Source organism: Streptosporangium sandarakinum, assembly GCF_050942225.1.
Taxonomy (GTDB): Bacteria; Actinomycetota; Actinomycetes; order Streptosporangiales; family Streptosporangiaceae; genus Streptosporangium; species Streptosporangium nondiastaticum.
Genome location: NZ_CP192034.1, coordinates 888,975 through 915,254, shown reverse-complemented (window position 1 = coordinate 915,254; position 26,280 = coordinate 888,975). Strand labels below are relative to the sequence as shown.

The following is a 26,280-nucleotide window of genomic DNA, read 5'->3' as shown; positions in this document are numbered from 1 at the left end:
GATCGTGAGGGCTGACACGGCAGTGATCCCGCGATCCCGCGATCCCGCGATCCCGCGTCGTCGGCCCATGCCGGATCGGGGCTCGAAGGCGCGGACGAGTGACGTGGAAGGCCGGAGCGGCCTCCCCGAGATCGAGCGTTATTGCTTAGATAGTGCTATTGCAAGTAAGTTGCAACTACGTCGATCGCGAGGAGAACGCCGATGGGGAACTACACCCTGCCGGACATGCCCTATGACTACGCCGCGCTGGAGCCGGCCATCACCGGGGAGATCCTGGAGCTCCACCACGCCAGGCACCACGCCGCCTACGTCAAGGGCGCCAACGACACCCTGGAGCGCCTGGCCGAGGCCCGCGACAAGGGCGAGTTCGGCGGCCTGGTCGGCCTGGAGAAGACCTACGCCTTCAACCTGTCCGGCCACGTGCTGCACTCGATCTTCTGGCAGAACCTGTCCCCGGACGGCGGCGACCGTCCCGACGGAGAGCTCGGCGACGCCATCGCCGAGCACTTCGGCTCCTTCGAGGCGTTCGCCAAGCAGCTCACCACGGCGACGACGACCGTGCAGGGTTCCGGCTGGGGTGTGCTCGCCTGGGAACCGCTGGGGCGCCGTCTGATCGTCGAGCAGGTCTACGACCACCACGGCAACGTCGGGATGAACACCACCCCGCTGCTGGTCTTCGACGCCTGGGAGCACGCCTACTACCTGCAGTACCGCAACGTGCGCCCCGACTACGTCGAGAAGCTCTGGGACCTGATCAACTGGAACGACGTCATCGCCCGCTACACCGCTGCCAGGAACGCCGCCCCCGCCGTCTCCTGACGACGCCGTCCGAATCCCGGGCCCCGTGAACCCGGTGCCCGTACGCCGGCCTTCCTTGCGCGATGGTCCACCCGGCGTGCGGGCACCGAACTCTCTCCTTCCGTTCGAGCCCTCCCGCCCGGCCCCCTTCACCCGGACCCCTCCATCCGAGCTCATACGCCCGAGCCCCTCCACCCGGACCCTTCCGCCCGGACCACTTCACCCGAGTCCCTCTGCCCGTCCGGCTCCCCGGTGTGACCACGACACGGACCGGCCGGTCCCCGCAGCGAGGACGCCGATGCCCCGCCGGTGCCACCGCCACGACGTCGCCGGCGCCATACGGCTGTCGGCCGACGTCGTCGCCCTGTACGAGCGCTGTTACGGCGCGCCGCCCTGGTCTGAGACGCCCGAGCGGCTGCGCGCTCACCCCACCCGGCTCGCCCGGTCACTCACCCGGCCCGGCTTCACCGCCTGGACCGCCCACGACGGCGACCGGCTGACCGGCGTGTGCTACGGCCGGCCCACCCCGGCCGCTCCGCCGGGCAACCACCTGCACGAGGCGATCATCGGCGCGCTCAGCCTGGACACCGCCCGTCGCCTGGGGCACGCAGCGGGCACGGCTGCCAGGCATGTCACAAGGAGAACCAGCAGTAGAGCAGCTGATCATGCTCTCTCGCGCGACGTGCCAGACCGACAAGATCCTTCGTGAGCGACAGCATGTACCCGTCGTCATCATCGGTGAAGTGGGAGAACTCCTCGATGGCCGCCCACTGCCCCGCCAGTATCGGCAGGCGGGCGTCGTCCACATCGGCGAGCATGTCACGGGCCTTCGCCGACAGCTCCATGATGCCGGGACCTTCGAGGTACGGGGAGCCTTCGGGTAGGGCATCCCACTCCTCCTCGCTTCGCGGCGCACCCTCCGGCGGTGGATACAGCACCACAGCCTCGACCAGCCCCAGGCGATAGTCGACGTGGCCGGCGAACGCGACGAGCTGACCCAGGACCACATCGGGGTCGATCCCTTTGGTCACCACCACATCGAACTCCGGAACACCAAGCGAGGCATCGGCGACCTCACGGAAATGCTCGGGTCGGACGGTCGCCGCAGCACGGTCCGCGGCGCGGTAGTACTCATAGAAGACACCCACGTAAGCGCTCCTGTCCCGGGGTCCACGGCGACATGGCCGCCTTGTGGCAGATGGACACGCTAGGGCATGCGACTGACATTACGAATAGGCACGACTCGCTTGAGGTGAACGCACCCTTCGTATCCGATTGCGGATACCGAGTGAGCCCCCGCTCTACCGGGGTGGTCACGCAGCGCGGCGCCCGTGGGCTTCAGCACCTCATCCTCGGCATCGTCAGGAGCGCCGAGTCCGACCATCGCTTTCAGCTCTTCCTGTCTCCCAGCGCATCACGTATGGTGGCCTGCCTCGGCGCCAGCAGGCAACGGGCGCGCTCGGCGCGCACCACCCCCGACCGATCATCCCGGAGCCGGAGGCGTCGGTTGCGTGGGTGATGAGGCGGGAGGGTCGGCGGCATGGATGTACAGCGATCTTTTTTGTATCGGCTTGGGTCTGCGTGCACCTTCGTCTTCTGCGGGTGGATGGGGGCCGGTACGGTGTTCGGGCTCTCCGGGTTTCGCGGGCCCATGCCGGATGCCTGGCTGACAGGGATGTGGGTGTTCCTCTCGCTGAGCATTCTGCTCAAGCTCGTTGCCGGAGTCGTATATCTGGTGCGGAAGCGAACTCGCCAGGATGTGAAGGACGGCCCCGTCGTTGGGTGACCGGCTGCAGGGACACCGGGGCCGACTTACCGGCGGGAGAAGGATGTGCGGCAGCTTGACTGACCGGTAGCCGTCCATACTCCCCGGCCACATTGCGGACTCGGCCCTGGACGACTACGAGGACACGGTACGGCTCCACCTCAAGCCGCCGGGGGCGGGCCACGGTCAGGACTCCAGCGGGGTGGCGTCGGCCCAGACGGCCTCGAAGCTGTCGAGATAGGTCGAGACCATGCCCCCGCCGGCGACCTTGCGTAGATGCATGACCGGGGCATCGGTGGCGAACTTGCCGTAGATGTGGGCGTTGACCAGCAGCTGGTCGTCGCCACGGTAGATGGAGTTGTACAGGATCGTGTGATGCAGCCGTATCTCCAGGCCGCGGACCTGCCGGAGCGGCCGGTACAGCGTCAGGGCCATCCTGGTCTGCGCGACCATGCCGTCACCGGCCCCTTCGTCCGCCCCATGCTGGGCGGCCTCTAGCGCGTCCGGGTCTCCGAGCAGGATGCGCACCCGCACACCGGCCCTGGCCTTCTCGGCGAACAGACGCATGATGCCGGTGTCCTGGGCGATGAAGATCCCGCTGTAGACCAGCACGCCGATCTCCTGTTCGGCGTCGGAGAACAGACGTCCCCAGGCGTCCCGGGGGACGGCCCAGCGGTGCGGGTAGACGGTGACGATCTCACTTTCGGACACGGCGGCGGCCTGCTGCGGGGTCAGTGCCTCCGGCCAGAGGTACGCCTCGTCCATACGCAGGAACGACGCCACCGCGTAGCGGTGCCTGCGGTACGGGGTGCGATCTTTGGTGATCCACCGCTCCACCGTTTTCGGATCGACCGCAATCGCCTCGGCCAGGCCGGCCACCGTCGCCCCGCGCTCCAACAGGGCCGCACGCAGTCGCTCGTTCGGCATTTCACCTGCCCAGAGGGGACGTCCAGGGACCTGGCAATCGTAGACCGGACGTCCTGAACATGTCCCGTCCTGTAGTGATCTCGTCCCGCCCTTTCACCGGATTCTCGTGTCACACCGCACGACACCGACTCGGCGAAAGGAGCAACGACCATGATCGACCTGGTGAACCCGCTGGACGAGAGACCGGTCTGCGCCTGCGGCGCGGCCGTGGAGGAAGGGCAGACGCTCTGCCGCAAATGCCACACCTCGGCGCGCCGGCTGCGCCGTACGGCTCAGCGCCACCGCAAGCCGAGCAGGCGGCGCGGTGAGGTCCGGCGCCCGGCCGGCCACCCGCGCGGTCTCGCCGAGGCGGGGGTGACCTGGACGTGAGCGCGCTCCCCCTCATCGTCGCCCTCGTACTCGGGGCCACCGTCCTCGTCGGTTACGCGCTCGTCCTGATCGGGATGCGCCAGGAGGACCGGTGCATGAGCCTGGGCGAGGTGCCGCCGAGCCGTACGGCGGGCCTGGCGCGGCGGGTGACCGGCTGCCACGTCCACGACACCCGGCACGCCTGCACATCGCTCCCGACCGCCCTCGACGTCCACCCCCGGGTCGCGATGCGCATCCTGCGGCACTCGCAGGTCTCGATGACCATGAACGTCTACACCCAGATCCCCTCACCGGAGACCCGCAAGGCGCTCGATCGGTCGAACCGAAGCCTGGACTGCGGAAGCTGATCACCAGCACTGTGCACACGAGGCCATGAGGCCCTCCAAGCGATGGAGGGTCTCAGTGCTTACCTACGACGGTAGCCAGCGCCGAGCAGGTAGAGCCTGCTGGCGGTACCCTCCCGCACCATCGGACTCAACCGTCGCCCACCGCGGCGGCGTTCAGACGGACCCGCGGCTTCTGTACGTCAGCGAGCCGAAGCGCCTGCCGAATTTGAGCGCCTACTCGCTCCGGGGGAAAGTCCGCGGACGGGTACAGCACCCCCGAACCCGCCAAGATCTGTCGCTCCCTGACCATGCAGGCATCCTCGTACCCGGCGGCGACCACCCGCAACGCCGTCACAAGAACAGCCGGGGTCTCAGCGGATCGCCAGACCCCGTTGTTGTACGAAGCTGCTGTACGGAGATCAAAAAGGCCACTTCCGGTGATCGGAAGTGGCCTTTGAGCTGCGAGCCGACGAGAGGGATCGAACCCCTGACCTTCTGTTTACAAGTTGGAACACGACCGTCCAGAACCGTCCACAGCCGTCTTCCGGACCTGGTGTCGCGGGCTCCACGGGACCTCTCAGTCCACGGTCGTCCAAGTCCGTCCAGACCTGTTGTCAGCGTCCACGTTAGCAAGATCACGTGATTGGGTGCTCGTCCTGCCCGTCGTCCTGCCCAGAAGCACACTGGGCAGATCTCGTGCATGCCCCGCTCCTCAAGCGTGAGGAAACCGCAGCACGGACACGGATACAGGTCGTTTCCCTTTCGCTGGATGACGTTCATGAACGTCACCCCCCACACGGTAACGCTCCTGTCCGTCTGCCCATGGATCCGCGCTGGACGGACTTCTTCGCGGATCACCCCACGGCAGTTCGGTCAACGTTCACCGTGCAGGATCTCCATCGCCTGGAACACGTCCGTGACGACGTGGTCTGCCTCGTGCTCCTGATCGGGCCGGTTCCCCGGTCGACCTGGACCGCATACAGGTCGGCGGCCCGTCCCCCACCGTTGTCCTTGATGAGGCCGAAGTACGGATCAGCCGCAATACGGTGGCCCCGGCGCTGCGGGTTACCTAAACGGATGCCTTGAAGACCGCTCCAAGTACAGCAGCGTGACAGAAGCGCCCCGGCACCGTCTTTCCCTAGCGTTCCCGATGTGATCAACCACATCCCCCGTTACAGCCTGGCAGAACGCGATCGCCGCTGGGGCCTGGCCCGCGACATCATGGCGGCCGAGGGGCTCGACGCCCTCATCGCCTACGGCGAGCACGAATGCGTCGACCTGGCTCCGTTCGCGCCCGACGCCTACTTCACCAACGACCGTCCCGGCTCGATCGTGATCTTCTGTGGGGACGCCGACCCCGTTCAGCTCACCTGGTCCACACTCCCGATCGCCGACCACATCGAGGCCACGCGCCGCGGCGACGACCTGTGGATCGCCCCGCGCAACATCCGCGTCGCCCGGCACGCCGCCGGAGTGGTGGAGGTTCTGCGCGAGCACCGGATCGAGACCGGCGCCGTCGGCGTGCTCGGCCTGGACCCCTACCCGCCGTTCCACATCAATCCGATCATGCCCTACCGCCTGTGGAGCGAGGTGCTGGCCGAGCTCCCCGGCGTACGTTTCGTCCCGGTCGGTCTGGGATATCTGTTCGCCACCACCTGCCAGTCGAAGGAGGAGCTGGACGTCATCGCCTACTCGGCGGCGGCGGGGGACGCCATGGCGCGGGCGATGCTGGAGACGGCGGCGCCCGGCGTGAGTGAGGCGGATGTGTACGCCGCCGGGATGGCCACCGCCTTCCGCCGGGGCGTTGCCGCCCCCGGCATGCTGCTGTCCACCGGACCCGGGTTCGTGTCCTGGGGACCCCCGGTCTGGTCGTACCGGCCGCAGGAGCCGAGGATCCTGCAAGACGGCGACGTCATCATGGCCGAGGTGTTCTGCCGGTTCGGCATGAAGGAAACCCAGCACCAGGTCGCCATCGCCGTCGGCGAGCCGCACCCCGACATCCTCGCCGCCGCAGAGATCGCCCGCGCCAGTTACGAGGCGGGCCTGGCCGCGGCCCGGCCGGGCAACACCTTCGGCGACCTGGTCGAGGCCATGGAAGCGCCACTGCGGGAGGCCGACGCCTGGAACGTCCACCCGCTGGTGCACCTGCTGAACCCGATGGGCCCGGTCTGCGGCTTCGGCGCGGGTCTGCGCCGGCTGCCCGAGGCAGGCCGGTACGGCAGGCTGTTCGATGTTCCGACCATGGGCGGCGAGCTGCCGCTTGCCCCCGGCATGACCTTCGCCTTCGAACCCAACGCGGTCGTCGGCGGCCGGCTGGCCAACCTCGGCGGCACCGTCGTCATCGGCGACGACGACCCCGTCGAGCTCAACCCCTTCACCGCGCAGTTACTGAGGAGCGCCTCGTGATCACTGTCGAGCATGCCGCCGCCTATCTCGTCTCTGCCGAGAGGGTCTTCGCCGTCCTCGCCGACCTCGAGGGCTACCCCGCCTGGCAGGCCGACGTCCTGTCCGCTCGCGTCGACGGTCCGGTACGGCAGGGCGCCACGGTCACCCAGGTGCGCAAGGTGATGGGCACCCGTACCGAGATCGCCCTCATCGTCACCGAGTATGTCCCCGATCGGCGAATCGTCCTGCAGACCGCGCCCGGCGGCCGCCCGGGCGTCACCCAGCGCTACACCGTGGCGGAGGAGGAATCCGGCTGCCGTGTCGAGTTCCACCTGGAGCTCGACGGCGTGCCCAAGCTCGCGGAACACCTGGTCCGCGCCCAGCTCGGCAAGCAGGTGTCGCAGCTCTTCGACCGGCTCGGCACGCTGGTGGAGGTCTGAATGACCACCTCACGCATCCCCGAACGAGAGATCGCCGAACGCCCCGACGGGTACGCAGGTCCCAACCTCTCTCCCACCGGCCTACGCCTGGTCCCCCGAGCCCTGGCCGACGGCGTCCACGCGCTCATGGCCACCCTCCCGCCCAAGGACAACAACGGTCTGATCGTCGGCAGGGACGCCGCGCTCGTCGTGGACGCCGGGATCACCCCCGACGTCTCCCACCAGCTCCAGCGCCTGGTCGCCGAGCTGACCGACCGGCCGATCCGGTACCTGGCCAACACCACCTACCACGGCGACCACACCTTCGGGAATCTCGCCTTCCCCGCCGATACCGTCATCGTCTCCTCCCGGCTCAATCGGGAGAACATGGCCGATCTCAGCTACGAGAAGCAGGTCAGGTCGGGCAACATGTACGGCGACGAGGCGCTGCTGGACGCCGTCACCACATGGCGTCTGCCAGACGTGGTGTTCGACACCCATGCTGAGATCGACCTGGGCAGGCGGATCGTCCACCTGTGGCACTTCGGACCTGGGAACGGCCCCGGCGACACCGTGATCCACGTCCCCGACGCGCAGGTCGCTTGGACCGGCAACCTGCTGTGCCACGCCGGGATCGCCCACATGCTGCTGCAGGGCGGGCCGCGCCCGTACATCGCCACACTGCACGCGATGAAGCAGAACCTCCCCGAGCTGCGAACCATCGTGCCCGGCCACGGCCCCATGGGGGAAGCGCACCCGGCCATCGACGCGCTCCTCGCGTACCTGGAACGACTCGACGGCGACGTCACCGAAGCCGTGGCGGCCGGCCGTACCCTTGAGGAGACCATCGCGTCCTGCGCCAACCCGTGGGCGGCCGATCGGCTGGAGCCGTCGCTGGAATCCGCCCTGGCCTCCTACGGGCTGCCGATGGAGAAGGCCACTGGCGCCATGCTGGAGCTGTGCCGGAACCTGCACCGGCTCAACATCCTGGCCACCTATCGGCTGTACACGTCGAAGTCGATGCCCGCCAGCTCGGCGCGCGAGGAGACGCCCAGCTTGGGGTAAGCCTTGTACAGGTGGAAGCCCACCGTTCTGGGGCTGAGAAAGAGGTGGGCGCCGATCTGCCGATTCGTGGCTCCGGTCGCGGCCAGCCGGACCACCTGGAGCTCCTGTGGAGTGAGTACGGCCGCGGCACGAGGCTGCGATACGGCAGCGTAAGCGCCCGCCGCGGCCAGCTCGGCGCGGGTCCGCTCGGCCCAGGGCACAGCGCCCAAGGTGGTGAAGGCGTCCAGCGCGGCGCGCAACTGCACGCCGGCGTCGGCACGGCGCCGCGCCCGCCGCAACCACTCGCCGTACAGCAGCTGGGTTCTGGCCTGTTCGAAGGGCCGCCCTCCCCGGGCATGCAGGGTGAGTGCCGTGCCGTAATGCTCCTCGACCTCATCGCGCGGTGCGAGCATGGCCCGGCAGCGCTGGGCGACCGCCGCCGCCCACGGCTGTCCGCTGGCCGTCGCCCAGGCGTCGAAGCGGGTGAATGCGGCGGACGCCCGGTCGGGCTGGTTCAGGCGAGCGCACGCCTCGACGTAGTCGGCAATGGCGAAGGTGACAATCACGGTGTGGCCCAGCGGGCCGTCCAGGACGCGCGCCATGCGTTCGACCACCGCCTCATAGCGGGCTTGGATCAGGTCGAGCAGGGTCAGCGCGCTGCCGCCCCAGCCGGAGCCGTGGCGTTCCTGAGCGGTGCCCTCGGCTTGGCGGGCGAGATCCCGGCAGTGGTCGTCCTCGCCGCGGATGGCGGCCAGGCGCGCCAGGATTCCATGGAGGTGACGCAGGCGTCCGGCCTGCCCGGTGTCGTGGGCGACCTGCCAGGCCTCTGCGCCCGATTCGGCCGCCTCGGCGTGCCTGCCGCGCAGGATCTGCGCCTGGGTGAGCAACTGCAGGGCGTGCGGCAGGGCGCCGATAAGCCCGTGCTCGCGGCTGGCCGCCACTCGGGCGGCGGCCAGCGCGCAGGCCGCGTCGTCATCACCGGTCATCAGGGCACTGAATACCGCGTAGGTCGCGGTGACGCGGTCGGCCGGGTCGATGCCGCCACTCGCGGGGATCGCCGCGCGCAGGAGCGGCAGGCCGGTGGCCGGGTCGCCGGCGGCCACCCGCTCCATGCCACGCACCGCCGCTGCCACGGGAATCGGGCGGGTCTCGAGGGACTCCAGTAGTTCTGCCACCTGGCGGAGCGCGGCGTGGTCACCGGCGAACCATGCCTCGGCGGCGGCCGTGGCCAGCATGGGGGCTGCCTCGGCAGGCGCTGCCTGAGCGATGCCCGCAGCAGCGACGATCAGTGTGTTCGCTGCCGGCCCCGGATCTCCCTGTTCAGCTTCGACCGCGGCGCGTACCGTGGCCAGCCGGGCCAGCAGTACCGGATCTGTGGTCAGGCGGTGACCACGGCCGGCGGCGGAGCCGGCGCGGTACAACTGTCCGGCGCCGAACGCTGCCTCTGCGGCTGCCGCCAGCCATCTGGCGCGCCGCTCCCTGTCGATGGTGAGCTGCGCCGCGCGTTCGTAGGCGGTGGCGGCGGAGGCGTTACTGCCGCGCGCCTTGGCACGCTCGCCGGCGGCCGCCAAGACGGCCGAGGTCTCCTCGTCGGGCTCCAGCACGGCGGCCGACAGGTGCCAGGCCATGCGGTCGGCGTGGTCCTGGCCATCGAGGACGCCGGCCAGCGCGCGGTGAGCGGCCACCCGCCGGGCCAGTGGCGCCTCGTGGTAGGCGGCGGACTTGACCAGAGGATGGCAGAAGCTCAGCTGGTCGTCGAAGACCTCCACCAGGGTGGCCTGCTCGGCGGGTGCCAGATCGTCCGCTTCGGCTCCGAGTGCCTGCGCCGCCTTCAGGACGAGCCGCAGGCTGCCCGAGCCGTCAGCCGCAGCCACCAGGAGCAGCAGACGGGTGCGCTCGGGAAGCCGCCGGATCTCGGCGCGCAGCGCATACTCCAGCCGGCCGGCCAGGACGGATGGCCCTGACGAGTGCAGCGGCCCCGGCAGCAAGTGCCCAGCCCGCTGCTCGGGGGTCAAGGTCCCGGCGAAGTGCAGCAGAGCCAGCGGATTGCCCGCCGCCTCCTCGATCACACGATCGCGCGCCTCGGGCGTGAGCCCCGCCACGCGCTCCACGAGGAGCCGATCGCAGTCCGCCCTGTCCAAACCGGATAGCCGCAACTCAGGGATGCCGTAGACAGCTGGCTCCGCGCCGTCACGACCGGCGAAAATCATGGCGATCCGCTCCGCCGCCAGCCTGCGTGCTGCGAACACCAGCGCGTCCAGCGACGCGCGGTCCAGCCACTGGGTATCGTCGACCAAGCACAGCACCGGGCGTTCCTCGGCGAGGTCGGCGAGTAGGGTCAGGACGGCGAGGCCGACGAGGAAACGGTCGGGCGCGCCACTCTCCCCCTCACCGAAGGCGCCGCGCAGCGCCGCCCGCTGCGTGGTGGGCAATTTATCGACGAGATGGTGCGCCGGGCGCAGCAGGAGATGCAGAGCGGCGAAGGGCAGTTCCGACTCGGCCTCGACACCCGTCGCCTGCAGCACCGCATGGTCGTCGTCTCGAACCGTGCGGGCGGCTTCCGCCAGTAGCGCCGACTTGCCGATGCCGGCCGCGCCGTACACGGCCATGGCAGTACCCTGACCTGCGCGTGACTTCGCGATCATCTCGCCGATGGCGGCGATCTCTGCATCTCGCCCGATCATGATGCCCCTGACCCTACCTAACCAACCTGGGGATCGTTCCGGCCGTCTCTGGACACTCAGGTCGTCACGACTGATCCCGCCGGAGCCGCGGGGCCATATGGTCAGGGACAGCCAACACCCGATCACTGAGAGGAGAATCGTGGACATTGTCGTGGAGCCGGTGGGAACGGTCGTCGGCGGGCGCACCGAGGCATTCGACGACGACTGGAATATCGAACAGGCACTGATCCGCCTCGACGGGACCCGCTACGGGCCGGACGCCCTCGCCGGGCTGGACGGCTTTTCGCACCTGGAGGTGGTGTTCCAGTTTCACCTCGTCGATCCGTCCTCGGTGCGCACCTCTGCCCGTCGGCCTCGGGGAAATCCGGACTGGCCGGAGGTCGGCATCTTCGCCCAGCGAGCCAAGAACCGCCCCAACCGGCTGGGCGTCTCCCGCTGCCGCCTGCTCGCCGTGGACGGTGTGGACATCCACGTACGCGGCTTGGACGCCCTCGACGGCAGCCCGGTTCTGGACATCAAGCCCTACATGGCCGAATTCGGTCCGCAGGGCGAGACCGTGCAGCCGGCCTGGGCGACCGAGCTGATGCGCGCCTATTACTAGAAGGTCTGGCCGTACGCGGCACATCCACTGGCACAGGCGCCAGACAGGTGGCAGTCCTTCGCCGCCGCCTTCAGAGGTCTTCTCCCGAACGCGTCCGCAGCAACCGGCCAGGGCCCTGCTCGGGGTTAAGATCATGAGAGGTTGTGGATTCGTCTGTGCGGTGCGGTCGAGCTTTGAGCGAGATTGTTAGCAAAAGGCCCCCACCGGTAACCGGTGAGGGCCTTTGACCTGGAGCCGCCTTGGGGAATCGAACCTCAGACCCCTTCATCACGAGTTAGATCACGACCGTCCAGGGCCGTCCACGGCCGCCTTCCGGACCTGGTGGGGCGGGCTCTACGGGGTCCCTCGGTCCACGGTCATCCAGGTCCGTCCAGACCTGTTGTCAGCACCCGCGTTAGCGAAGTCGCACCGGGCGCTTGATGAGCTGCCACCGGTCACACGGCAGAACCGCGACGGTGGTTCGAAGGACAGTCCGCGGCTTCACTCATCGGTGATCGGGGACGCGCCCACTCAGGACAGAGCCTCCGAACGCAGCACTTCCTCTCGCAGGATCCGCTGGATCTCGGCGGGATCGGCGTTGTAGCTCGTCTGGCGCCGAAGCTCCCTGCGTACGGAGTCCGCCACGCTCCCGACGACGAGCGCCTCGGGGAGCCGCTGTGCCCGGACTGCTACGACTACGCGGGCTCGGTGCTCTTCAACGCCCTATCACCGGAGCTGTGGCGGCGCTTCACCCTGGCGCTCCGCCGCAACATCGCCAAAGCCGCGGGCCTTCAACCTGCGTTGGTCGAACGTCGACCTGGACGTGCCGCAGATCCGGATCACCGGAACGACCGCGGTCATCGATGGCAAACGGGTGGAGGGCACGACCAAGGGTGGCCGGTCCCGCGTGGTGAGCATCGACGGCGAGACAGCCGGCTTCCTGCGCCGCCACCGGGAGCAGCAGCGGGCCGACCGCGACAAGGTCGGGGACGGGTGGAAGGGGGCCGATGACTACGTGTTCACCACCGGATGGGGCGAGCCGATCCATCCCGACACGGTGAGTGCCCTCATGCCGAAGCTGATCAGCGCGCACAACAGTGCGAGACCGGGCTCCCCGCTTCCCCACGCGCGGCTTCATGACCTCCCGCCATGTCCACGCGACCACGCTCCTCCTGGCCGGTGTCCCCGTACACGTGGTGGCGGCCCGGCTCGGGCACGCCGATCCGGCGATCACGCTCCGGGTCTACGCCCACGTGATCCACGAGCAGGCGGCGACGGCTGCCGACGTCTTCGCCCACGCGGTTAAAGAGTCCGACGCGTGAACGCATTTTCATCTTGGTGAAGACGACATCGGAGCTGCTTCCTAACCCCTGGAAAGACATCGCGGAAGACACCTCACTAGCTCAAGTAGTGCATTTCGATGACGTCCCGGCGCCGCTGACCGAGGTACCACTCGGAAGCGGCGTCGGTGTCGATCGCTGCACGGAGCACGGCCGGCTCGCCCCCGGCTACCTCCGAGAGAACCTCTCCTCGGGGGGAAACGATCATTGTCGGGCAGTGTGAGATCGGATCAGCGACGTTGGCGGCCAGCACCCACCGCTGGTTCTCCGCCGCCCGGCTGATGAGATGGCTACGCCAGACCCCGGAGGGCTCATCAGGGTTGGCCGCATTCGTCAGGTAGGCGAACACCCCTGCCCCCGAATGGGCCATATATCCCCACTGCTCGGGGAAGCGGATCTCCCGACAGATCTGCATCCCCACATCAACCGCTCCTCCTGGAACGGCGAGCCGGTGTACGGGAAGTTCGGACCCGGCGGCGAGCACGCCCCGTTCGTTCATCGCCAGGTTGATCTTCCGGTAGAAGCTCCGCCCGCCCTCGGGATCGAAGAGGATCGCGGTGTTCCACCACCGCCCGGCGTCGAACATCAGGGAGCCGCAGACCACGTGCACGGCACCGCGTACAGCCAGCTCGGCCAACTCGGTCATGGCCCTGTCCAATTCACCCGGATCCAGATCCGCGAGCGGAGACAGATCAGTGCCGTATCCGGACAGCGCTCCCTCTGGAAGCACCACCAGGTCATCGCCTGCGCAGGCCTTCACCACCCGGGCGATCTCGGCGAGGTTCTCCCGGACATTCCAGGAGACGGGAATCTGGGCAACAGCCGTACGCACGATCACGAGCGAGGACGGTAGCAGCAGGAAGTGTGATCACCGCTGACTGTGTAGACAGTCCTTTCCAAGGGCCACTGTTAGCAAGCGCGTTAGCAAGATCACGGAATCACCCGAACAAGCAGAAGGCCCCTGACGGCGTATCGCCTGTTCAGGGGCCTTTCTCTTTGCGAGCCGACGAGGGGAATCGAACCCCTGACCTTCTGTTTACAAGGTCCCCAAACGACGTCCGGGACCGTTCAGAGCCGTTCGCCACGCTGCTCGCAGGGACTTCGGCTGTTCAGACCCGTCCGGCTCAGTTCATGATCGTCCGTTCGGGTGGCTCCCAAGATGGCTCCCGGAACCAGATTGGTGCTGTTACCTCTACCGGACCGTACTCGGCGGCAGCGGCCCCGCTGGGAAACCTGCCTGTAGCACGTAACCGAGCACACTCAGGGATGGCGGTCGATGACGACCATCATGTCCGGGTCGTCCGACTTCCTCAGGACATCGTCGATCCACTCGTCCCCGGGGCGGATCTGATGAAAGCGGAACACCACACAGGTGCCGGATGCACCGCCGATGACACATCGGACGGGAACCGGCTCCGGCAATGCTTGGATGAGGTCGAACACGCTGTCGGCGACGACCCTGCCGAGTCGGAGCAACAGGATTTGATCGTCACGGCTGATCTGCGGCTGCCCATCGAGGTCCGTGACCTGTACCGGCGCGTAGTCCTCCAGATGGAAGGCGTTGACGAACCATTCGTAGCCGGACAGGTCCTGCCAGCCCATCTTGGCGATCGCCGCCGAAGCGGAAGCCGGCACGCCCACCCATTGGCCGACGTGCTCGGTGAATATCCAGGCGCCCTCGTTGTAGGTGAGTCCCGAGGCGAGTTTGTCACGGAGCTCCTGGCTGAGAGCAGGAACGGCCGGTGGCGGATCGACGGTTGCCAGCGGTTGAAGCGCGGATGCCGCCGCCTCATTCATCCGGATAGTGAGCACCCGGGCACGGTACCGGCCTCGACATCGGGTCACCAGTTCGGAAGACTGCGGTACACCGTCCGCTGATCTGCTGCGCCCCGTGTCGAGGCGGATACGTTCTCCGTTACCTCCCGTGGTTCCCCTTGATTCCCCTCCTGAGGGCACACGGTCGATTTACTATCGGGCCGCATTAGCAGCTCGGATCCTGCCCGCCCCTATCGATTCAACCTGGACCAACGGGCGCGACCGGTCCGTCTGAAACGACATGGGACAACGCCGGGTAGCGACTAGGGAGCGGCCGCCGCGGTCGGTACGGCCCCTCTGTCGTGAGCGAATGACAGGATCGTCGTCGTGAAAGACACCGATGATCTCCTCCGGCGAGTGTCCGTCAAGGCGAATGCGACCATTGAGCACCTGCCTCCCCCTGCGACGGCGGAGGAGGTGGCACAGGCGGAACGCATCTTGGGTTTCCGTCTTCCTCCTGTGCTCGTGCGGCTTTACCGCGAGGTAGCCAACGGCGGCTTCGGCCCCGATTACCAGTTCTTGCCGCTGCTGGGGGAAGGACGTACCGCTGTGAGCGACTACCAGGAGGAGCGAGAAGGTCCAGAGTCCAGCGGTGACACGCACTGGCCGGCGGACGTACTGCCAATCCTGGACTGGGGGTGCGGCATGTACGCCGCCGTGGACTGCCGCAGTCCCGAGGGGACCGTACTGCTCTTCGAACCAAACGGGATCACCGGCAACTGGCACCGCGCATGGCACGTCGATGCAGAGAGCCTGGCCGATTGGCTGGAGATCTGGCTCTCGGGAAGGGGCTGGTACGAAGAAGACGCTGATGAAGACAGCGAGATGCGGGCATGGGAGCCGGCCCGGCAACGGCTGGCAGAGGGAAGGTGATCACCCCAAAGCAGCGGATTAAAAGAAGTCGATTCGATCGAGGTTCGGGGCTCCGGCCTGGCGGCCGGACGTCCGTAGTCGTTCGCTGATGTCCGCCACCGCTCGCGCTCTTGGCTGTATTCATGGCTGTACAGCCAAACCGCATTAGCAGCTCGGATCTTGCCCGTCCAATGCGGTTCAACCTAGACCAACACGCCCGACTGGTCATACTGGAACGGCAGGGTACGGCAGTGAACTGCAACCCATACTGCAACCCGAGCGGGCTCATCACCTGCGCGGACGCGCGCATCTCGCCCGTCCGATCATCCCGTCTGCCGTCGACCCACCCGAAGGGCAGCGGGCCGGCGACGGAGGCGCAAGCCCATCTTCGCGTGTACGTTCACCGGCTGCCGTTCCTCCATTATCGGATGCCAACAGTCACAGATGGGCTTGCGCCGGAGGAGTCGGTCTGCTGGGCTCCGCCTGGGTCGATGGCGGACGGGATGATCGGACTTCCACCTCAGCCCCCTACGGTCTTCGGCAAGACGCGCCTGATCATCCTGGAGCCGGAGCGCCCCCGCCGGAGGCAATCAGTCTGGGTACCTCAACCACTTTGGTTGAAAGTCGGGGTGATCGAAGTAGCGCATGGCGAGTGCCATTAAGGTCAATAAGTGATCATGGGTCTGTTCCCCGTTGGAGATGCGGTCGATTATCTGTCGTCTCGTCCCGACGTCACTGAGCATCTTCGCGGCTATCGACCTCAGCTTTCGAGGTGGGTTGCGCCATTCTTGCTCGTCCTCGTCGATGCGGTCGCATAAGAATGCGACCAGCTCATCCACGTCACCCACTATTCCGCCTCAGCTCATGTCCACAAACACCGGCCTGACGCGGTCGCATCCAAACCCCAAAGGTGGATCCTAGTGAGATCAGTGTTCTGGGTACCTCGGCGTTTTACCGTATCCGCACCGGCGAGGCGGCGGTGCGGCCCCAAGTCGGCGGCCAAGGGGTGGGTACGGCGAGTGTGCGGTGCGGCGGGCGGTCCGCGGTCCCGCCGTCGGCCGAGACCGGCGCCACGCCGCACGCTCGGGCGGCGTTCGGGTGGCGGGCCGTGCGGCGGCGCGCCGCGCCGCCGCCTTGATCCATACAAGAACAATTCGGCAATCCTCAGCAGCCACGGCGTTGTGCACTGAAGCGTTCTTGAGAGGTGGCGACGGCCTTGCATGAGTCGGAGGAGATAGAGCATGCTCGACTACCAGTTCAGAGTGACCAAGTACGACCCGCGCCTGCGGAATGAGACGGGAGCGTTCACCGGCGACGACTGGACGTCCATCAGCGACATCGGGGAAGTCTTCGACGGCCGGCGGCTCACCCGAGAGCGGTATGAGCAGGTCGAAGCAGCCCATGTCAGAGCTGTGGAGCTGTTCGCTCAGGAGTCCGGCGTCACCGACCTGACCGTACGCACTCCCGAGCTGCACGACCTCGGCCCGGGGTTTCTTCTGCCGGACCACGTTTCGGCGGTGTCCGGCGGCTTGTCACCGGAGGACTTCTACGACGGTCTTACGGTGTCGCTCACGACGGGGCTGGAACTGGTGCGGGCGATGTTGCGCGAAGACGGCCTGTGGTGCGTTCTGGAGGCAGAGGATCGCTTCAGAGTCGCGGTCGGCTGGGACTACTACCTTTACGTCGGCAGCCATCGGCCGTGCTCGCAGACGGTAGACCGGGTACGTGAGCTGGGGCTCTTCGTGGATGAGTGCTTCATCTCGCCCTACGGCCCTGATCGCGGCGATTCGATGACGTTTCGGCCCGCGGATGAGGGGTTCTGGGTGGAAGTGGAGTCGCTGGCGGCCCGGACAGGCGGGGAGCTGCCGTTGCTCGAGATGTGGGCTGGCAACGCCTGGCGCTGGCACCTGGTGACACCGGGAGACGGGATCGCCCGGGTCCGTTCTGCTCTCAGACCACGTGCTGTGGTAACGGTCTTCACCGATGTCCCGGTGGCTGCCGAGGACGACAGGATGGCAGAGATCGAAGAACAGATCCGGCGCCTCCTCCATGAGGGCTCCCCTGTCATCGGAGCGATGTGCCTGATCGAGGACAGGGAGACGGGGAAGCTTCACCACGCTTATCTGCTGGACGAGGACGATCTTCCGGCCTGGTTGGAGACAGCCCGGGGCGCTCGGCGTTGCGGGGTCTATCCGGCCGGCACAGTCGATCAGCTCGGGACCCTCACCGCAGTACTCCCGGACGGGGATGGAATCGTTCGGGCTCGCTGGTCGTGATGCCGCTCAGGCAACGCGATGACTATTCGTTCATCGTGCACGAAGAGCTTGTCTCCAACGCGATGGCGCCGATTTAGTTCGGCAACTGCCGGCCGTGCTCCAGCTACGGCGGACGTCCGAGGCTGCGCGCGGTCACGGCGGCTGTGACGCGACCGGCGAGGCGTTCGATCAGGAGGTTGGGCAGTTCCCCGACGGGATGGAAGTCATAGCCGGCCAGCTCGTCGGCGCCGAACCGGACGTTGTCGCGCGCGCTCGGGCTGAGAATTCCGCCGTCGAGCAGGAACAGGACCTTGTCGCCTTCCTGCGGGTGGGGCGCCCAGTCGACCACCAGGAGGCCACCGATCGGCGGTTGGATGCCGAGTTTCTCGTGGACTTCGCGCACGCACGCCTGGAACGGGGTCTCACCGGGTTCGATATGGCTGCCCGGGATGTCGCGGTAGTCCTTGTAGCGAGGGCGGACCAGGAGCAGGCGTCCCTACGCGTCGAAGAAGAGTGCCCCGGCTGCGGCGCAGCCATCTACAAGGAGGGTAACCGCTGGCGCGGCGCGATCTCCCTCGGGTACGGCCCGGACGGCAAGCGCATCCGCAAGAAGGTCTCGGGCAAGACCCAGGCCGAAGTCGCCGAGAAGATACGGGAGAAGTACAAGCCCAACAGCGTCCGGAACATGCGGGCCGTACTGCGCAAGGCTCTCGGGCAGGCCGAACGTGAGGGCCTGGTCGGGCGGAATGTGGCGGCGCTGTCCATGCCGCCCCGGATCGACGCCGACGAGGGCCGGACGCTCACCCTCGACCAGGTCGACGGCCACCGGATGGGAACGCTCGTCCTCCTGGCGCTCGTCTTCGGACTGCGCCGCGGTTAGGCGCTCGGGCTGATGTGGAACGGCTTCGACCCGGCCGCCGGGACCCTGCGGGTGACGCACGTCGTCAAGCGCATCAAGAACCGCGCCCCTGGCGCCGAGCGGAAGACCCGGCTGGTGATCTCAGAGCTCAAGACCAAGAAGTCACGCCGTACGCTCTGCCTGACTCCGGAGCTGGTCGACGCGCTCCGGCGGCACTGGGCCGCGCACAACGCCGAGCGCCTCCAGGCCGGGCAGGGGTGGACCGAGCACGGGCTGATCTTCCTGACCGCGTCCGGCAACCCCTCGGACCCGGACACCTTCTCGCACCTGTTCTCCGGGCCGGCGCGCAAGGCCGGCCTCGGGCACTGGCACCCGCACGAGCTACGGCACTCGGGAGCCTCGCTCATGCTCGCCCAGGGCACTCCCCTGCACGTCGTCTCCGAGATCCTCGGGCACGCGAGCACCTCGATCACCAAGGACGTCTACGGCCATCTCGTGGAAGGCGAGAAGCGCGCGGCGACGGCGGCGATCTCCGGGGCTCTACTGGGCGGACAAAGGCCGGTGGCTCCCAAAGTGGCTCCCAAAGACGCCGAGGGCACCGGCTGAGCGCCGAATACAGGAAGGCCCCTGACGGCGTATCGCCTGTTCAGGGGCCTTTCTCTTTGCGAGCCGACGAGGGGAATCGAACCCCTGACCTTCTGTTTACAAGACAGATGCTCTGCCGATTGAGCTACGTCGGCATGGTCGCCTCCTGAGTTTAGTCGGCTCCCGGCCTGGACGTCACCAACCTGGTGGCTCGGACATCACCGATCCGGAGGAACCTCGAAGCGACGAGAAGGAGACGAGGGGGACGAGGGGGACGAGCGCATCATCGGGTTCTCGGTTTCGACTCCGAGCGCGGGGGTGCGGCCTGTTCCGACTTGGCCAGGAACGGTGACCGGCCGAGTATGAAGATCCCTGTCACCATCGCGATCAGGCCGATGACCTCTCCCGCCAGCGCCCCGGACGTGACCCGTACCTTCTCGGAGAAGATCACGATGCCCAGCACGATCCCGACGATCGGTTCGGCGGCGGTGGTGGCGGGCAGCGAGACCCGGAGCGGCGCGGCGTCGAAGGCGCTCTGGCCGAGCAGCAGCCCGACCAGGGCTACGCCGACCAGGACGTACGGCTGCCAGCTCACGGCGAGCACTTCCGTCCCCTCCCGCAGTCTGAGCAGCGAACCGCGGGTCAGCACGTCCTGCACGCCGTACAGCATTCCGGCGGCGCCCGCGAGCAGGGACGCCTCCACCTGCAGGGAGCAGCGGCGCCCGATCAGGACGAGGACGGCGGCGATCACGACCACGAGGGGCACCGTCAGCCAGCGCGAGGAGTCCGGGTCGGGTGAGCTGCCTCCGTGCGGCTGCCCGAAGGCCAGGAAGAGCGCCACCCCACCGCTGACCAGTATCGCGCCCAGCCATTCCATCCGGCTCAGATGTTCTTTGTAGACCACGTGGGCGGCGGTCAGGGCGAACAGGAGGCTCGTCGCCAGGAGCGGCCCCACCTTGCTCAGGTCGTCCTCGTACAGCGCCACCGCGCTGACGATCTGGCCGGCGAGCATCAGGCCGATCCCGGTCAGCCAGAGCCGGGAGCGGATGAGGTGCAGCAGCAGGCGCGGGTGGAGGATCTCTCCCAGCGGCTCACGGTACGCCGCGTGCTGCTGGGCGACGAACCCGAGGCCGAGCAGGCACGCCGAGACGAGAGAGATCAAGAAGATCAACGTGCGTCCTCCGGGGTCGGCCCGCCGCCGTCCGGTGTGTCCGGCCGGGCGGGCGCCGCGAGGGAGCGTTCTCGTCCCCTGGACCCCGCGGCCCGCCGGAGGCGGCGCTCCCACCTCTCTGGGAGATCTCCCGCCCGGCGACGGTCCGTACGGCTCCCGCGGGCGGTCACCGTCGGGCGGGTTTCCCGCCCACTACCTACCCGGGACGCCGAATCCCTACCTGACCAGGGAGGACTCCTTCGGACGACCGCCGCCCGCCCACGCCGTACGGCACCGCGCCCGGCACCCGTACCCGGCTCCCGCCCCGTGCCCGGAGACCCGGCGCGTCACCGCTTGCGGTGGCGGGAGACCTCGTAGAGGGCGATACCGGCGGCGACGCCCGCGTTGAGAGACTCGGCCGCGGCGTTCATCGGGATGCGGACCACCAGGTCGCACGCCTCGCGGACCAGGCGGGACAGGCCCTTGCCCTCCGAGCCGACGACCACGACCAGCGGACCGTCGAGGAGGTTGGCGTCGGCGAGGTCGACGGTGCCCTCACCGTCCAGGCCGATGACGAAGAGCCCGGCCTCGCGATACTCGCGCAGCGTGGCGGTCAGGTTCGCCGCCCGGGCGACCGTCAGGGTGGCCAGCGTGCCCGCGGAGGTCTTCCAGGCGCCGCCCGTCACTCCGGCCGAGCGGCGGGAGGGGACGACCAGGCCGTGGGCGCCGAACGCGGTGGCCGAGCGGGCGATGGCGCCGAGGTTGCGCGGGTCGGTGACGCCGTCGAGCGCCACGATCAGCGGCGCCTCGGCGGCGTCCTGGGCGATGGCGACCAGGTCGTCGGGGTGGGCGTAGTCGTAGGGCGGGATCTGCAGGGCCAGCCCCTGGTGAATCCCGCCCTCGGTGATGCGGTCGAGCTTCTCCCTGCCGACCTCGAGCATCGCGATGCCGCGGTCGGCGGCGATCCGCATCGACTCCTTGACCCGGTCGTCGTTGTCGATGCGCGTGGCGACGTAGAGGGTGCTGGCGGGCACCCCGGCCCGCAGCGCCTCCACGACGGGGTTGCGCCCGCCGATGTACTCGGGGGCGTCCTCGCCGCGCTTGGCGCGAGCCGGGGGGCGTGAGGAGGGGGCCTTGCCGGTCCGCTCCTCACGCTCGACCCGCTGCGTACGTGCCTTGTCCTTGTACCAGTGCCGCATGTGCGCCGGCGGGGTCGCCCCCTTGCCCTCGAGGCCGCGGCGGACGTTGCCGCCCGTGCCCTTGGTCGGACTCTTCTTCTTCGCGGGTCGCCCGGACCCTCTACCCCCACCAGCCATGCTGTATAGGGTACGGCCTGCGCTTACCGGGACAGTTCCCAGCGGGGGCCCTGGGGGGTGTCCTCCACGGTGATCCCGGCCTGGGCGAGCTGGTCGCGGATGCCGTCGGCCGCCGCGAAGTCCTTGCGGGCCCGGGCCGCCTGGCGCTGTTCCAGGGCCACACCGACCAGCGCGTCGACGGTGGCGCGCAGGCCGGTGTCGCCGCCGGAGGAGCGCCACTGCTCCGAGCGCGGGTCGAGACCGAAGACGTCGAGCATGTTCTGCGTCTCGGCGAGGAGCCTGGCGACCTGCTCCTTGTTGCCCTGCGCCAGCGCCACGTTGCCCTCGCGGACCACCTCGTGGACGACCGCGAGCGCCTGGGAGGTGTTCAGGTCGTCGTTGAGGGCGTCCACGAACGACTCGGGCAGCGGCGCGTGCGCGTCGACGTCGTGGATGACCTCGGCGGCGCGGGTGACGAAGCCCTCGATGCGCTGGTAGGCCGCGGCGGCCTCGAACAGCGCCTCCTCGGAGTACTCGATCGCGGAGCGGTAGTGCGGGGCGGCGAGGTAGTAGCGCAGCTCGACCGGACGGATCTTCTTGGTCACCTCGGGCACCAGCAGGGAGTTGCCGAGCGACTTGCTCATCTTCTCCGCGCCGATCTTGAGCATGCCGTTGTGCATCCAGTAGCGGGCGAAGCCGTCCCCGGCCGCCTGCGACTGCGTCAGCTCGTTCTCGTGGTGCGGGAAGACCAGGTCGACGCCGCCGCCGTGGATGTCGAAGGTCGGCCCGAGGTACTTGGTGGCCATGGCCGAGCACTCCAGGTGCCAGCCGGGGCGGCCGCGGCCCCACGGGGTCGGCCAGCTCGGCTCGCCGGGCTTCTCGCCCTTCCACAGCGCGAAGTCGCGCGGGTCACGCTTGGCGGAGTCGGTGTCGGTGTCGCCCGCGGCGCGGAGGTTCTCCAGCTTCTGGTTCGACAGCGAGCCGTACCGGTCGGCGTAGGAGAGGACGTCGAAGTAGACGTCGCCGTCGGAGGCGTAGGCGTGGCCGCGCTCGATCAGCCGCTCCATGAGCTCGATCATCTCGGGCACGTGGCCGGTGGCCCGCGGCTCGACGGTCGGCGGCAGGCAGCCGAGGATCTGGTAGGCCCAGGTGAAGGCGCGCTGGTTGCGCTCGGCGACGACGAACCACGGCACGCCCTCGGCCGCCGCGACCCGGATGATCTTGTCGTCGATGTCGGTGACGTTCCGGCAGAAGGTGACGTCGTAGCCCGACCGGATCATCCAGCGGCGGAGCACGTCGAAGTTGACTCCGGAACGGATGTGCCCGATATGGGGAGGAGCCTGCACGGTGGCGCCACACAGGTAGATCGACGCCCGGCCGGGTTCGACCGGAACGAATTCGCGGACCGTACGTACGCTGGTGTCGTATAGGTGCAGGGTGCTCACGAAGGCAAGGCTAACGCCTTACCTCACCTCACAAGCCGGGTTACGCGACGTTGACGTCGCTCAGGCGAGTCTTTTGCGGCCATTGACCGCCAATGGCATCAATGCCCATTTACGCGTGGCTTCGTGGCGAGCGCCCCGCCGGTGACACTGCCTCGCCCGACCACCCGGCCGCGGTCGGCACGGTCACCACCGCGACGTCGCCGGCCCGTCCGGCGGACCACGTCCGGCTCTGCGCCATGACCACCGCCGCGACGGCACCGGTCCATCCAGAGGGCCACGTCCACCCCCGCGCCACGATCACCGCCGCGACGTCGCCGGCCCGTCCAGCGGACCACGTCCACCCCTGCGCCATGATCGTCGCCGTGCCGTATCGGTCCGGAGAACGGCGGGCCCGCCGTACCGGACACCCACGCCGGTCTGTCGTACGGTTCGCCGGACCGATCATTCCGTGACCGATTCTGTAGGCTCGAAGGGCCATGGACGTGAAACCCCCCGCGGCGGCAGACCTGGTCTCCCGCCCGTCTGCGCCCCTGCCCGCACCCGCCCGGCCGAGCAGGGCGGCGATCGTGTTACGCCGCGCCGGAATCGCCCTCGCCGGGATCTGCGTGGCCGCCCTCACCGCCGCCGCGTGCGTGCTCTCCTTCGAGGATCTGCGCGCGCTCGCCGTGACCGGCGAGGCGGATCCCGGGCTGGCCTACCTGTACCCCGCGGCCTTCGACGCGCTGCTCGTCATCGCGATGACCGCCGCACTGCTGCTGTGGAACGGCCGCTGGCCGGCCCGCCTGCAGGCGGGCCTGGTGCTGGCGCTGCTGCTCGCCGCCGCGGCCGCCGCCGAGGTGACCACGGCGGTGCGGGCCCCGGTGGACGTACGGCAGGCGGCCGTCGGGGTGGCCGTCGCCCCGTGGGTGATGGTGCTGCTGGCGCTGTGGCTCTGGTTCCTGCTGATCAAGCACGGCGCCGGCCGGCGGACCGCGTCCGGCCCGGGTACGGCGGGCCGGGACGGCCACGGCGGGTACGCCGGGGGCACCGGGGACGAGGCCGGGTGGCGGGACCGCGGTGACATCGTGCCGTTCCCGGACGCCGCCTCCGGCCCCGTCGCGGGCACGTCCTCCCCGGGTGTCGCCTCCGGCCCCATCGCGGACGACCCCTCGGCCACCGCGAGCACGCGTCTCGCCGGGCGCCACCCCATACGCCGCCCCGACCGACACGACGGACGGCACGGCGGACGGCACGGCGGACGGCACAGCCGACGGCGTCCCGGCCGGCGGCGATCGCCCGCGGGCCGCCCGGCCCGTGGAGCGTGCCCCGCACACCCCGCCCGGGGAACCGGTCCACCACGCTCCGGTGGAGACCCCGCTCGATCCGCAGGCCGCCCCGCCGCTGGAGTCGGCACCGCACCACGACCTGCCGCCCGCCGTTCCGCTGGTCGGCCCCACCCCGGCCCCGGAGACCCCCGAGGTCGACGAACTGCCGCCGACCGGCGGTCCGGACCTGGACCCCGTCCCTGCGCGTCCCACGGCTCCCGAAGCGCCCACCGGTTCCAGGCCCTCCACCGGATTCGAGCCTTCCGGTTCCGAGGACTCCACCGCCCCCGAGCCCGCCGCCGGTTCCAGGCCCGCCCCCGAGTCCGTCGCCGGTTCCAGGCCCGCCCCCGAGCCCGCCGCCGGTTCCGGGGTCGCTCCCGTGACCCCGCCGGCCACCGGGTCGCCCGTCGTCCGGGAGCCCTCCGAAGCCCCGCCCGCCCCCGAGCCGGCCGCCGAGCCGCCTGTCGTCCGGGAGCCCTCCGAGACCCCGCCCGCCCCCGAGCCGGCCGCCGCTCCCACGCCCGGCAGGCCGGTGCGCTGGGGGGACCTGCTCCGGCCCCCGAAGGGTGACGTGCTGGTCCATCCGCTCCGCCCCGCCGCACCGGAGGCCGGGGCCGCCGGGCAGGAGGCCGACGAGCGCGGGGCCGACACCCAGCCGATGCTCGCGATCCCCGACAAGGACAAGAGCGGGGACGAGAACGGGGACGAGGAGCGGGATCCGGCGGGGAGGCCCGGGGCGGCGGGCTCTGTCCCGGATCCCGATCCGGCGCACAGCGCCGAGACCGCCGACCCCGGCGAGGGGCCCGCGGACGGCGGCGCGGCCACGGCCCCGCCGCCCTCGGGGCGCATGCGGAGCACGCCCACCCCGCCGGACGAGTGAGGTCCTGACCGGCCGTCCCCGCGTCACCGTGCGACCCGTCCCCGTGACGCCGTACGCTCGCCCCGGCCTCGGCCGGCAAGGTGCCGACCCATGACAGAGGGCGGTGGCCGCGTCGTGACGCGGCCACCGCCCTCTGCCCGATGCCGGACCGGCCCGCAGCTATTCGCTCACACCTCGGTGAGCGGCGCCCCACTGCGGACCGGCGCCCTGCTCACCTCCGCGCCCGTCCCCGGATGGACCGGGGCCGACCACCTCACGACATGTCGGGAAATGGTCGAAACGGTGGTGACCACTCGCCTGTCGGGCCAGCCGAGCAGGCCACCCGCGAAGGCGGTGGCGCCATGAGGGCCGCCGCCTTCACCTCCGGGCCGGAGGGCGTTCTTCCGGGTCACGGCGAGGCGATCGGGGCCGGGCCCCGCCGTACCGGTCGTTCTATTCCGCGGGACCGCCGCCGGGTCCCGTTCCGCGGATCTCCCGCCCGCTGCGGGGGAGATCCGCGGAACGGGACCCGGCGGCGGCTCACGTCGCGGGCCGTTACACGCCGATGGCTCACACCCTGGAGCGCGACCGTCGCAGACCGGCGACCAGGCCGACACCGACGGCGGCGAGGACGATCTGCATGACAAGCTCGATCCAGTCGATGCCGTCCGTGGTGGCCACGCCGAGGGACTGGGCGATCGCGGTGCCGATGAGCGCGGCGACGATGCCGACGGCGATGGTCAGGAACCAGCCGATCGGCTGCCGGCCGGGAAGCACGAGACGACCGAGGGCGCCGACGATGGCGCCGATGACGATGGCCCCGAGGATGGACGCGATGGTCATATCAACCTCCTCAATGGGATGAGATCTTCACCTCACGGGAAGCTCGCTACCCTCCGGGCCGGAGTTATGCGCGACGGCCGGGAAATCCTGGATCAGGGACTTTTCCGCAACTGCATCTGGGCGACGGCCAGCACCCCGATGACCGCGAGTGCGAGCTGGATGAGGTGTTCCCACCAGTCGATCCCCGGTGTGTCGGCGAGCCCGAGAGCGGCGGCGATGGCGGTGCCGATGAGCGCGGCGACGATGCCGACGATGACCGTCATGCCGATGGAGATGTTCTGCCGGCCGGGAAGGATGAGGCGCGCCAACGCCCCGATGACGGCGCCGATGATGATCGCGGCGATGATGGATCCGAGCATGTCCGGCTCTCCCCCCGATACG

27 protein-coding genes, 1 tRNA gene and 1 pseudogene are annotated in these 26,280 nt (G+C 69.1%); 15 read left to right on the top strand and 14 right to left on the bottom strand.

Features of this window, described 5'->3' with window-relative positions; genetic code table 11:
• The first annotated feature begins 201 nt into the window (after window positions 1-201).
• On the top strand, window positions 202-819 hold the full coding sequence (locus tag ACQP10_RS04475; RefSeq protein WP_399499079.1) for a superoxide dismutase: 618 nt from the start codon (window positions 202-204) through the stop codon (window positions 817-819).
• A gap of 611 nt (window positions 820-1,430) precedes the next feature.
• Here ACQP10_RS04475 and ACQP10_RS04470 read toward each other — a convergent pair.
• Window positions 1,431-1,946 (bottom strand): hypothetical protein, encoded by a 516-nt coding sequence (locus ACQP10_RS04470; RefSeq protein WP_346017641.1) that lies wholly within the window; start codon window positions 1,944-1,946, stop codon window positions 1,431-1,433.
• An 803-nt stretch (window positions 1,947-2,749) separates the two neighbouring features.
• Window positions 2,750-3,490 (bottom strand): helix-turn-helix transcriptional regulator, encoded by a 741-nt coding sequence (locus ACQP10_RS04465; protein WP_346017642.1) that lies wholly within the window; start codon window positions 3,488-3,490, stop codon window positions 2,750-2,752.
• A 150-nt stretch (window positions 3,491-3,640) separates the two neighbouring features.
• Between ACQP10_RS04465 and ACQP10_RS04460 the strand changes: the two genes are divergently transcribed.
• Both ACQP10_RS04460 and ACQP10_RS04455 read left to right on the top strand, forming a co-directional pair.
• Entirely contained in the window at window positions 3,641-3,859 is a 219-nt protein-coding gene (locus tag ACQP10_RS04460; RefSeq protein WP_346017643.1) for a hypothetical protein, read from the top strand.
• Window positions 3,856-4,206: a hypothetical protein gene (locus ACQP10_RS04455; protein WP_346017644.1), complete on the top strand. Its 351-nt coding sequence runs from the start codon at window positions 3,856-3,858 to the stop codon at window positions 4,204-4,206. Before ACQP10_RS04460 ends, ACQP10_RS04455 begins: the two co-directional genes overlap by 4 nt.
• Window positions 4,207-4,536: 330 nt before the next feature.
• Here the strand turns inward: ACQP10_RS04455 and ACQP10_RS04450 are convergent, their stop codons facing one another.
• Window positions 4,537-4,965: a CPCC family cysteine-rich protein gene (locus tag ACQP10_RS04450; protein ID WP_433541878.1), complete on the bottom strand. Its 429-nt coding sequence runs from the start codon at window positions 4,963-4,965 to the stop codon at window positions 4,537-4,539.
• 372 nt (window positions 4,966-5,337) lie between these two features.
• Between ACQP10_RS04450 and ACQP10_RS04445 the strand changes: the two genes are divergently transcribed.
• The 3 genes from ACQP10_RS04445 to ACQP10_RS04435 are packed head-to-tail and all read left to right on the top strand — an operon-like array spanning window position 5,338 to window position 8,054.
• Window positions 5,338-6,591 (top strand): M24 family metallopeptidase, encoded by a 1,254-nt coding sequence (locus ACQP10_RS04445; protein WP_399499074.1) that lies wholly within the window; start codon window positions 5,338-5,340, stop codon window positions 6,589-6,591.
• Window positions 6,588-7,010, top strand: a complete 423-nt coding sequence (locus tag ACQP10_RS04440; protein WP_346017646.1) for an SRPBCC family protein — start codon at window positions 6,588-6,590, stop codon at window positions 7,008-7,010. The genes ACQP10_RS04445 and ACQP10_RS04440 overlap by 4 nt, the downstream gene beginning before the upstream one ends.
• Complete coding sequence (locus ACQP10_RS04435) at window positions 7,011-8,054, top strand: MBL fold metallo-hydrolase (RefSeq protein WP_346017647.1); 1,044 nt, start codon at window positions 7,011-7,013, stop codon at window positions 8,052-8,054.
• Here the strand turns inward: ACQP10_RS04435 and ACQP10_RS04430 are convergent.
• A complete protein-coding gene (locus tag ACQP10_RS04430; RefSeq protein WP_399499073.1) occupies window positions 7,985-10,717 on the bottom strand; it encodes an ATP-binding protein in 2,733 nt (910 codons plus the stop codon). The genes ACQP10_RS04435 and ACQP10_RS04430 overlap by 70 nt on opposite strands.
• Window positions 10,718-10,856: 139 nt before the next feature.
• On the opposite strand from ACQP10_RS04430, the gene ACQP10_RS04425 reads away from it, so the two are divergent.
• From ACQP10_RS04425 to ACQP10_RS04415, 3 genes are all read left to right on the top strand, one after another.
• On the top strand, window positions 10,857-11,318 hold the full coding sequence (locus ACQP10_RS04425) for an SAM-dependent methyltransferase (protein WP_346017649.1): 462 nt from the start codon (window positions 10,857-10,859) through the stop codon (window positions 11,316-11,318).
• 570 nt (window positions 11,319-11,888) lie between these two features.
• Window positions 11,889-12,308: a replication initiator gene (locus ACQP10_RS04420; RefSeq protein WP_433541877.1), complete on the top strand. Its 420-nt coding sequence runs from the start codon at window positions 11,889-11,891 to the stop codon at window positions 12,306-12,308.
• 125 nt (window positions 12,309-12,433) lie between these two features.
• The gene (locus ACQP10_RS04415; RefSeq protein ID WP_346017650.1) at window positions 12,434-12,619 is read left to right on the top strand and encodes a tyrosine-type recombinase/integrase; all 186 of its coding nucleotides are present in this window, start codon (window positions 12,434-12,436) and stop codon (window positions 12,617-12,619) included.
• A gap of 76 nt (window positions 12,620-12,695) precedes the next feature.
• On the opposite strand, the gene ACQP10_RS04410 is transcribed toward ACQP10_RS04415, so the two are convergent.
• Complete coding sequence (locus tag ACQP10_RS04410) at window positions 12,696-13,475, bottom strand: carbon-nitrogen hydrolase family protein (RefSeq protein ID WP_346017651.1); 780 nt, start codon at window positions 13,473-13,475, stop codon at window positions 12,696-12,698.
• A 422-nt stretch (window positions 13,476-13,897) separates the two neighbouring features.
• Entirely contained in the window at window positions 13,898-14,449 is a 552-nt protein-coding gene (locus tag ACQP10_RS04405; RefSeq protein ID WP_433540939.1) for a hypothetical protein, read from the bottom strand.
• A 330-nt stretch (window positions 14,450-14,779) separates the two neighbouring features.
• Here ACQP10_RS04405 and ACQP10_RS04400 point away from each other — a divergent pair, with 330 nt between their 5' ends.
• Complete coding sequence (locus ACQP10_RS04400) at window positions 14,780-15,325, top strand: SMI1/KNR4 family protein (RefSeq protein ID WP_433540938.1); 546 nt, start codon at window positions 14,780-14,782, stop codon at window positions 15,323-15,325.
• Between the two features lie 569 nt (window positions 15,326-15,894).
• Here ACQP10_RS04400 and ACQP10_RS04395 read toward each other — a convergent pair.
• On the bottom strand, window positions 15,895-16,143 hold the full coding sequence (locus ACQP10_RS04395) for a DUF6221 family protein (RefSeq protein ID WP_433540937.1): 249 nt from the start codon (window positions 16,141-16,143) through the stop codon (window positions 15,895-15,897).
• A gap of 402 nt (window positions 16,144-16,545) precedes the next feature.
• Here ACQP10_RS04395 and ACQP10_RS04390 point away from each other — a divergent pair, with 402 nt between their 5' ends.
• Window positions 16,546-17,580 (top strand): hypothetical protein, encoded by a 1,035-nt coding sequence (locus ACQP10_RS04390; protein ID WP_433540936.1) that lies wholly within the window; start codon window positions 16,546-16,548, stop codon window positions 17,578-17,580.
• A gap of 103 nt (window positions 17,581-17,683) precedes the next feature.
• On the opposite strand, the gene ACQP10_RS04385 is transcribed toward ACQP10_RS04390, so the two are convergent.
• On the bottom strand, window positions 17,684-17,995 hold the full coding sequence (locus tag ACQP10_RS04385; RefSeq protein WP_433541876.1) for an NUDIX domain-containing protein: 312 nt from the start codon (window positions 17,993-17,995) through the stop codon (window positions 17,684-17,686).
• Here ACQP10_RS04385 and ACQP10_RS04380 point away from each other — a divergent pair, their 5' ends adjacent.
• Both ACQP10_RS04380 and ACQP10_RS04375 read left to right on the top strand, forming a co-directional pair.
• On the top strand, window positions 17,996-18,439 hold the full coding sequence (locus tag ACQP10_RS04380; RefSeq protein ID WP_433540935.1) for a hypothetical protein: 444 nt from the start codon (window positions 17,996-17,998) through the stop codon (window positions 18,437-18,439).
• A 12-nt stretch (window positions 18,440-18,451) separates the two neighbouring features.
• Window positions 18,452-19,024 (top strand): site-specific integrase, encoded by a 573-nt coding sequence (locus ACQP10_RS04375; protein WP_433540934.1) that lies wholly within the window; start codon window positions 18,452-18,454, stop codon window positions 19,022-19,024.
• A 61-nt stretch (window positions 19,025-19,085) separates the two neighbouring features.
• On the opposite strand, the gene ACQP10_RS04370 is transcribed toward ACQP10_RS04375, so the two are convergent.
• The 4 genes from ACQP10_RS04370 to cysS form a co-directional block, all read right to left on the bottom strand.
• Window positions 19,086-19,158, bottom strand: a tRNA-Thr gene (locus ACQP10_RS04370).
• A 128-nt stretch (window positions 19,159-19,286) separates the two neighbouring features.
• Window positions 19,287-20,165, bottom strand: coding sequence for a DMT family transporter (locus ACQP10_RS04365; protein ID WP_433540933.1), 879 nt, complete (start codon window positions 20,163-20,165; stop codon window positions 19,287-19,289).
• A 335-nt stretch (window positions 20,166-20,500) separates the two neighbouring features.
• Window positions 20,501-21,469 (bottom strand): 23S rRNA (guanosine(2251)-2'-O)-methyltransferase RlmB, encoded by a 969-nt coding sequence (gene rlmB, locus ACQP10_RS04360; RefSeq protein ID WP_346017653.1) that lies wholly within the window; start codon window positions 21,467-21,469, stop codon window positions 20,501-20,503.
• Between the two features lie 23 nt (window positions 21,470-21,492).
• Window positions 21,493-22,893 carry a cysteine--tRNA ligase gene (gene cysS / locus ACQP10_RS04355; RefSeq protein ID WP_346017654.1) on the bottom strand — a complete coding sequence of 467 codons (1,401 nt, stop codon included), beginning with the start codon at window positions 22,891-22,893 and terminating at the stop codon, window positions 21,493-21,495.
• Between the two features lie 476 nt (window positions 22,894-23,369).
• Between cysS and ACQP10_RS04350 the strand changes: the two are divergent.
• Window positions 23,370-23,756 (top strand): annotated as a pseudogene (locus tag ACQP10_RS04350) (DUF2637 domain-containing protein); the annotation flags it as partial.
• A 481-nt stretch (window positions 23,757-24,237) separates the two neighbouring features.
• Entirely contained in the window at window positions 24,238-25,077 is an 840-nt protein-coding gene (locus ACQP10_RS04345; RefSeq protein ID WP_433541971.1) for a hypothetical protein, read from the top strand.
• Window positions 25,078-25,626: 549 nt separating this feature from the next.
• Here ACQP10_RS04345 and ACQP10_RS04340 read toward each other — a convergent pair.
• Entirely contained in the window at window positions 25,627-25,899 is a 273-nt protein-coding gene (locus ACQP10_RS04340) for a GlsB/YeaQ/YmgE family stress response membrane protein (RefSeq protein ID WP_179819789.1), read from the bottom strand.
• Window positions 25,900-25,991: 92 nt separating this feature from the next.
• Window positions 25,992-26,258 carry a GlsB/YeaQ/YmgE family stress response membrane protein gene (locus ACQP10_RS04335; protein WP_346017656.1) on the bottom strand — a complete coding sequence of 89 codons (267 nt, stop codon included), beginning with the start codon at window positions 26,256-26,258 and terminating at the stop codon, window positions 25,992-25,994.
• Window positions 26,259-26,280 lie beyond the last annotated feature (22 nt).

Bases quoted from the DNA above. Each gene is read 5' to 3' on its own strand.
- ACQP10_RS04475 (WP_399499079.1), top strand. From the start codon at position 202: ATGGGGAACTACACCCTGCCGGACATGCCCTATGACTACGCCGCGCTG.
- ACQP10_RS04465 (WP_346017642.1), bottom strand. From the start codon at position 3,490: ATGCCGAACGAGCGACTGCGTGCGGCCCTGTTGGAGCGCGGGGCGACG.
- ACQP10_RS04460 (WP_346017643.1), top strand. From the start codon at position 3,641: ATGATCGACCTGGTGAACCCGCTGGACGAGAGACCGGTCTGCGCCTGC.
- ACQP10_RS04450 (WP_433541878.1), bottom strand. From the start codon at position 4,965: ATGAACGTCATCCAGCGAAAGGGAAACGACCTGTATCCGTGTCCGTGC.
- ACQP10_RS04435 (WP_346017647.1), top strand. From the start codon at position 7,011: ATGACCACCTCACGCATCCCCGAACGAGAGATCGCCGAACGCCCCGAC.
- ACQP10_RS04430 (WP_399499073.1), bottom strand. From the start codon at position 10,717: ATGATCGGGCGAGATGCAGAGATCGCCGCCATCGGCGAGATGATCGCG.
- ACQP10_RS04415 (WP_346017650.1), top strand. From the start codon at position 12,434: ATGACCTCCCGCCATGTCCACGCGACCACGCTCCTCCTGGCCGGTGTC.
- ACQP10_RS04390 (WP_433540936.1), top strand. From the start codon at position 16,546: ATGCTCGACTACCAGTTCAGAGTGACCAAGTACGACCCGCGCCTGCGG.
- ACQP10_RS04380 (WP_433540935.1), top strand. From the start codon at position 17,996: ATGGCTGCCCGGGATGTCGCGGTAGTCCTTGTAGCGAGGGCGGACCAG.
- ACQP10_RS04375 (WP_433540934.1), top strand. From the start codon at position 18,452: ATGTGGAACGGCTTCGACCCGGCCGCCGGGACCCTGCGGGTGACGCAC.
- rlmB (WP_346017653.1), bottom strand. From the start codon at position 21,469: ATGGCTGGTGGGGGTAGAGGGTCCGGGCGACCCGCGAAGAAGAAGAGT.
- ACQP10_RS04340 (WP_179819789.1), bottom strand. From the start codon at position 25,899: ATGACCATCGCGTCCATCCTCGGGGCCATCGTCATCGGCGCCATCGTC.
- ACQP10_RS04335 (WP_346017656.1), bottom strand. From the start codon at position 26,258: ATGCTCGGATCCATCATCGCCGCGATCATCATCGGCGCCGTCATCGGG.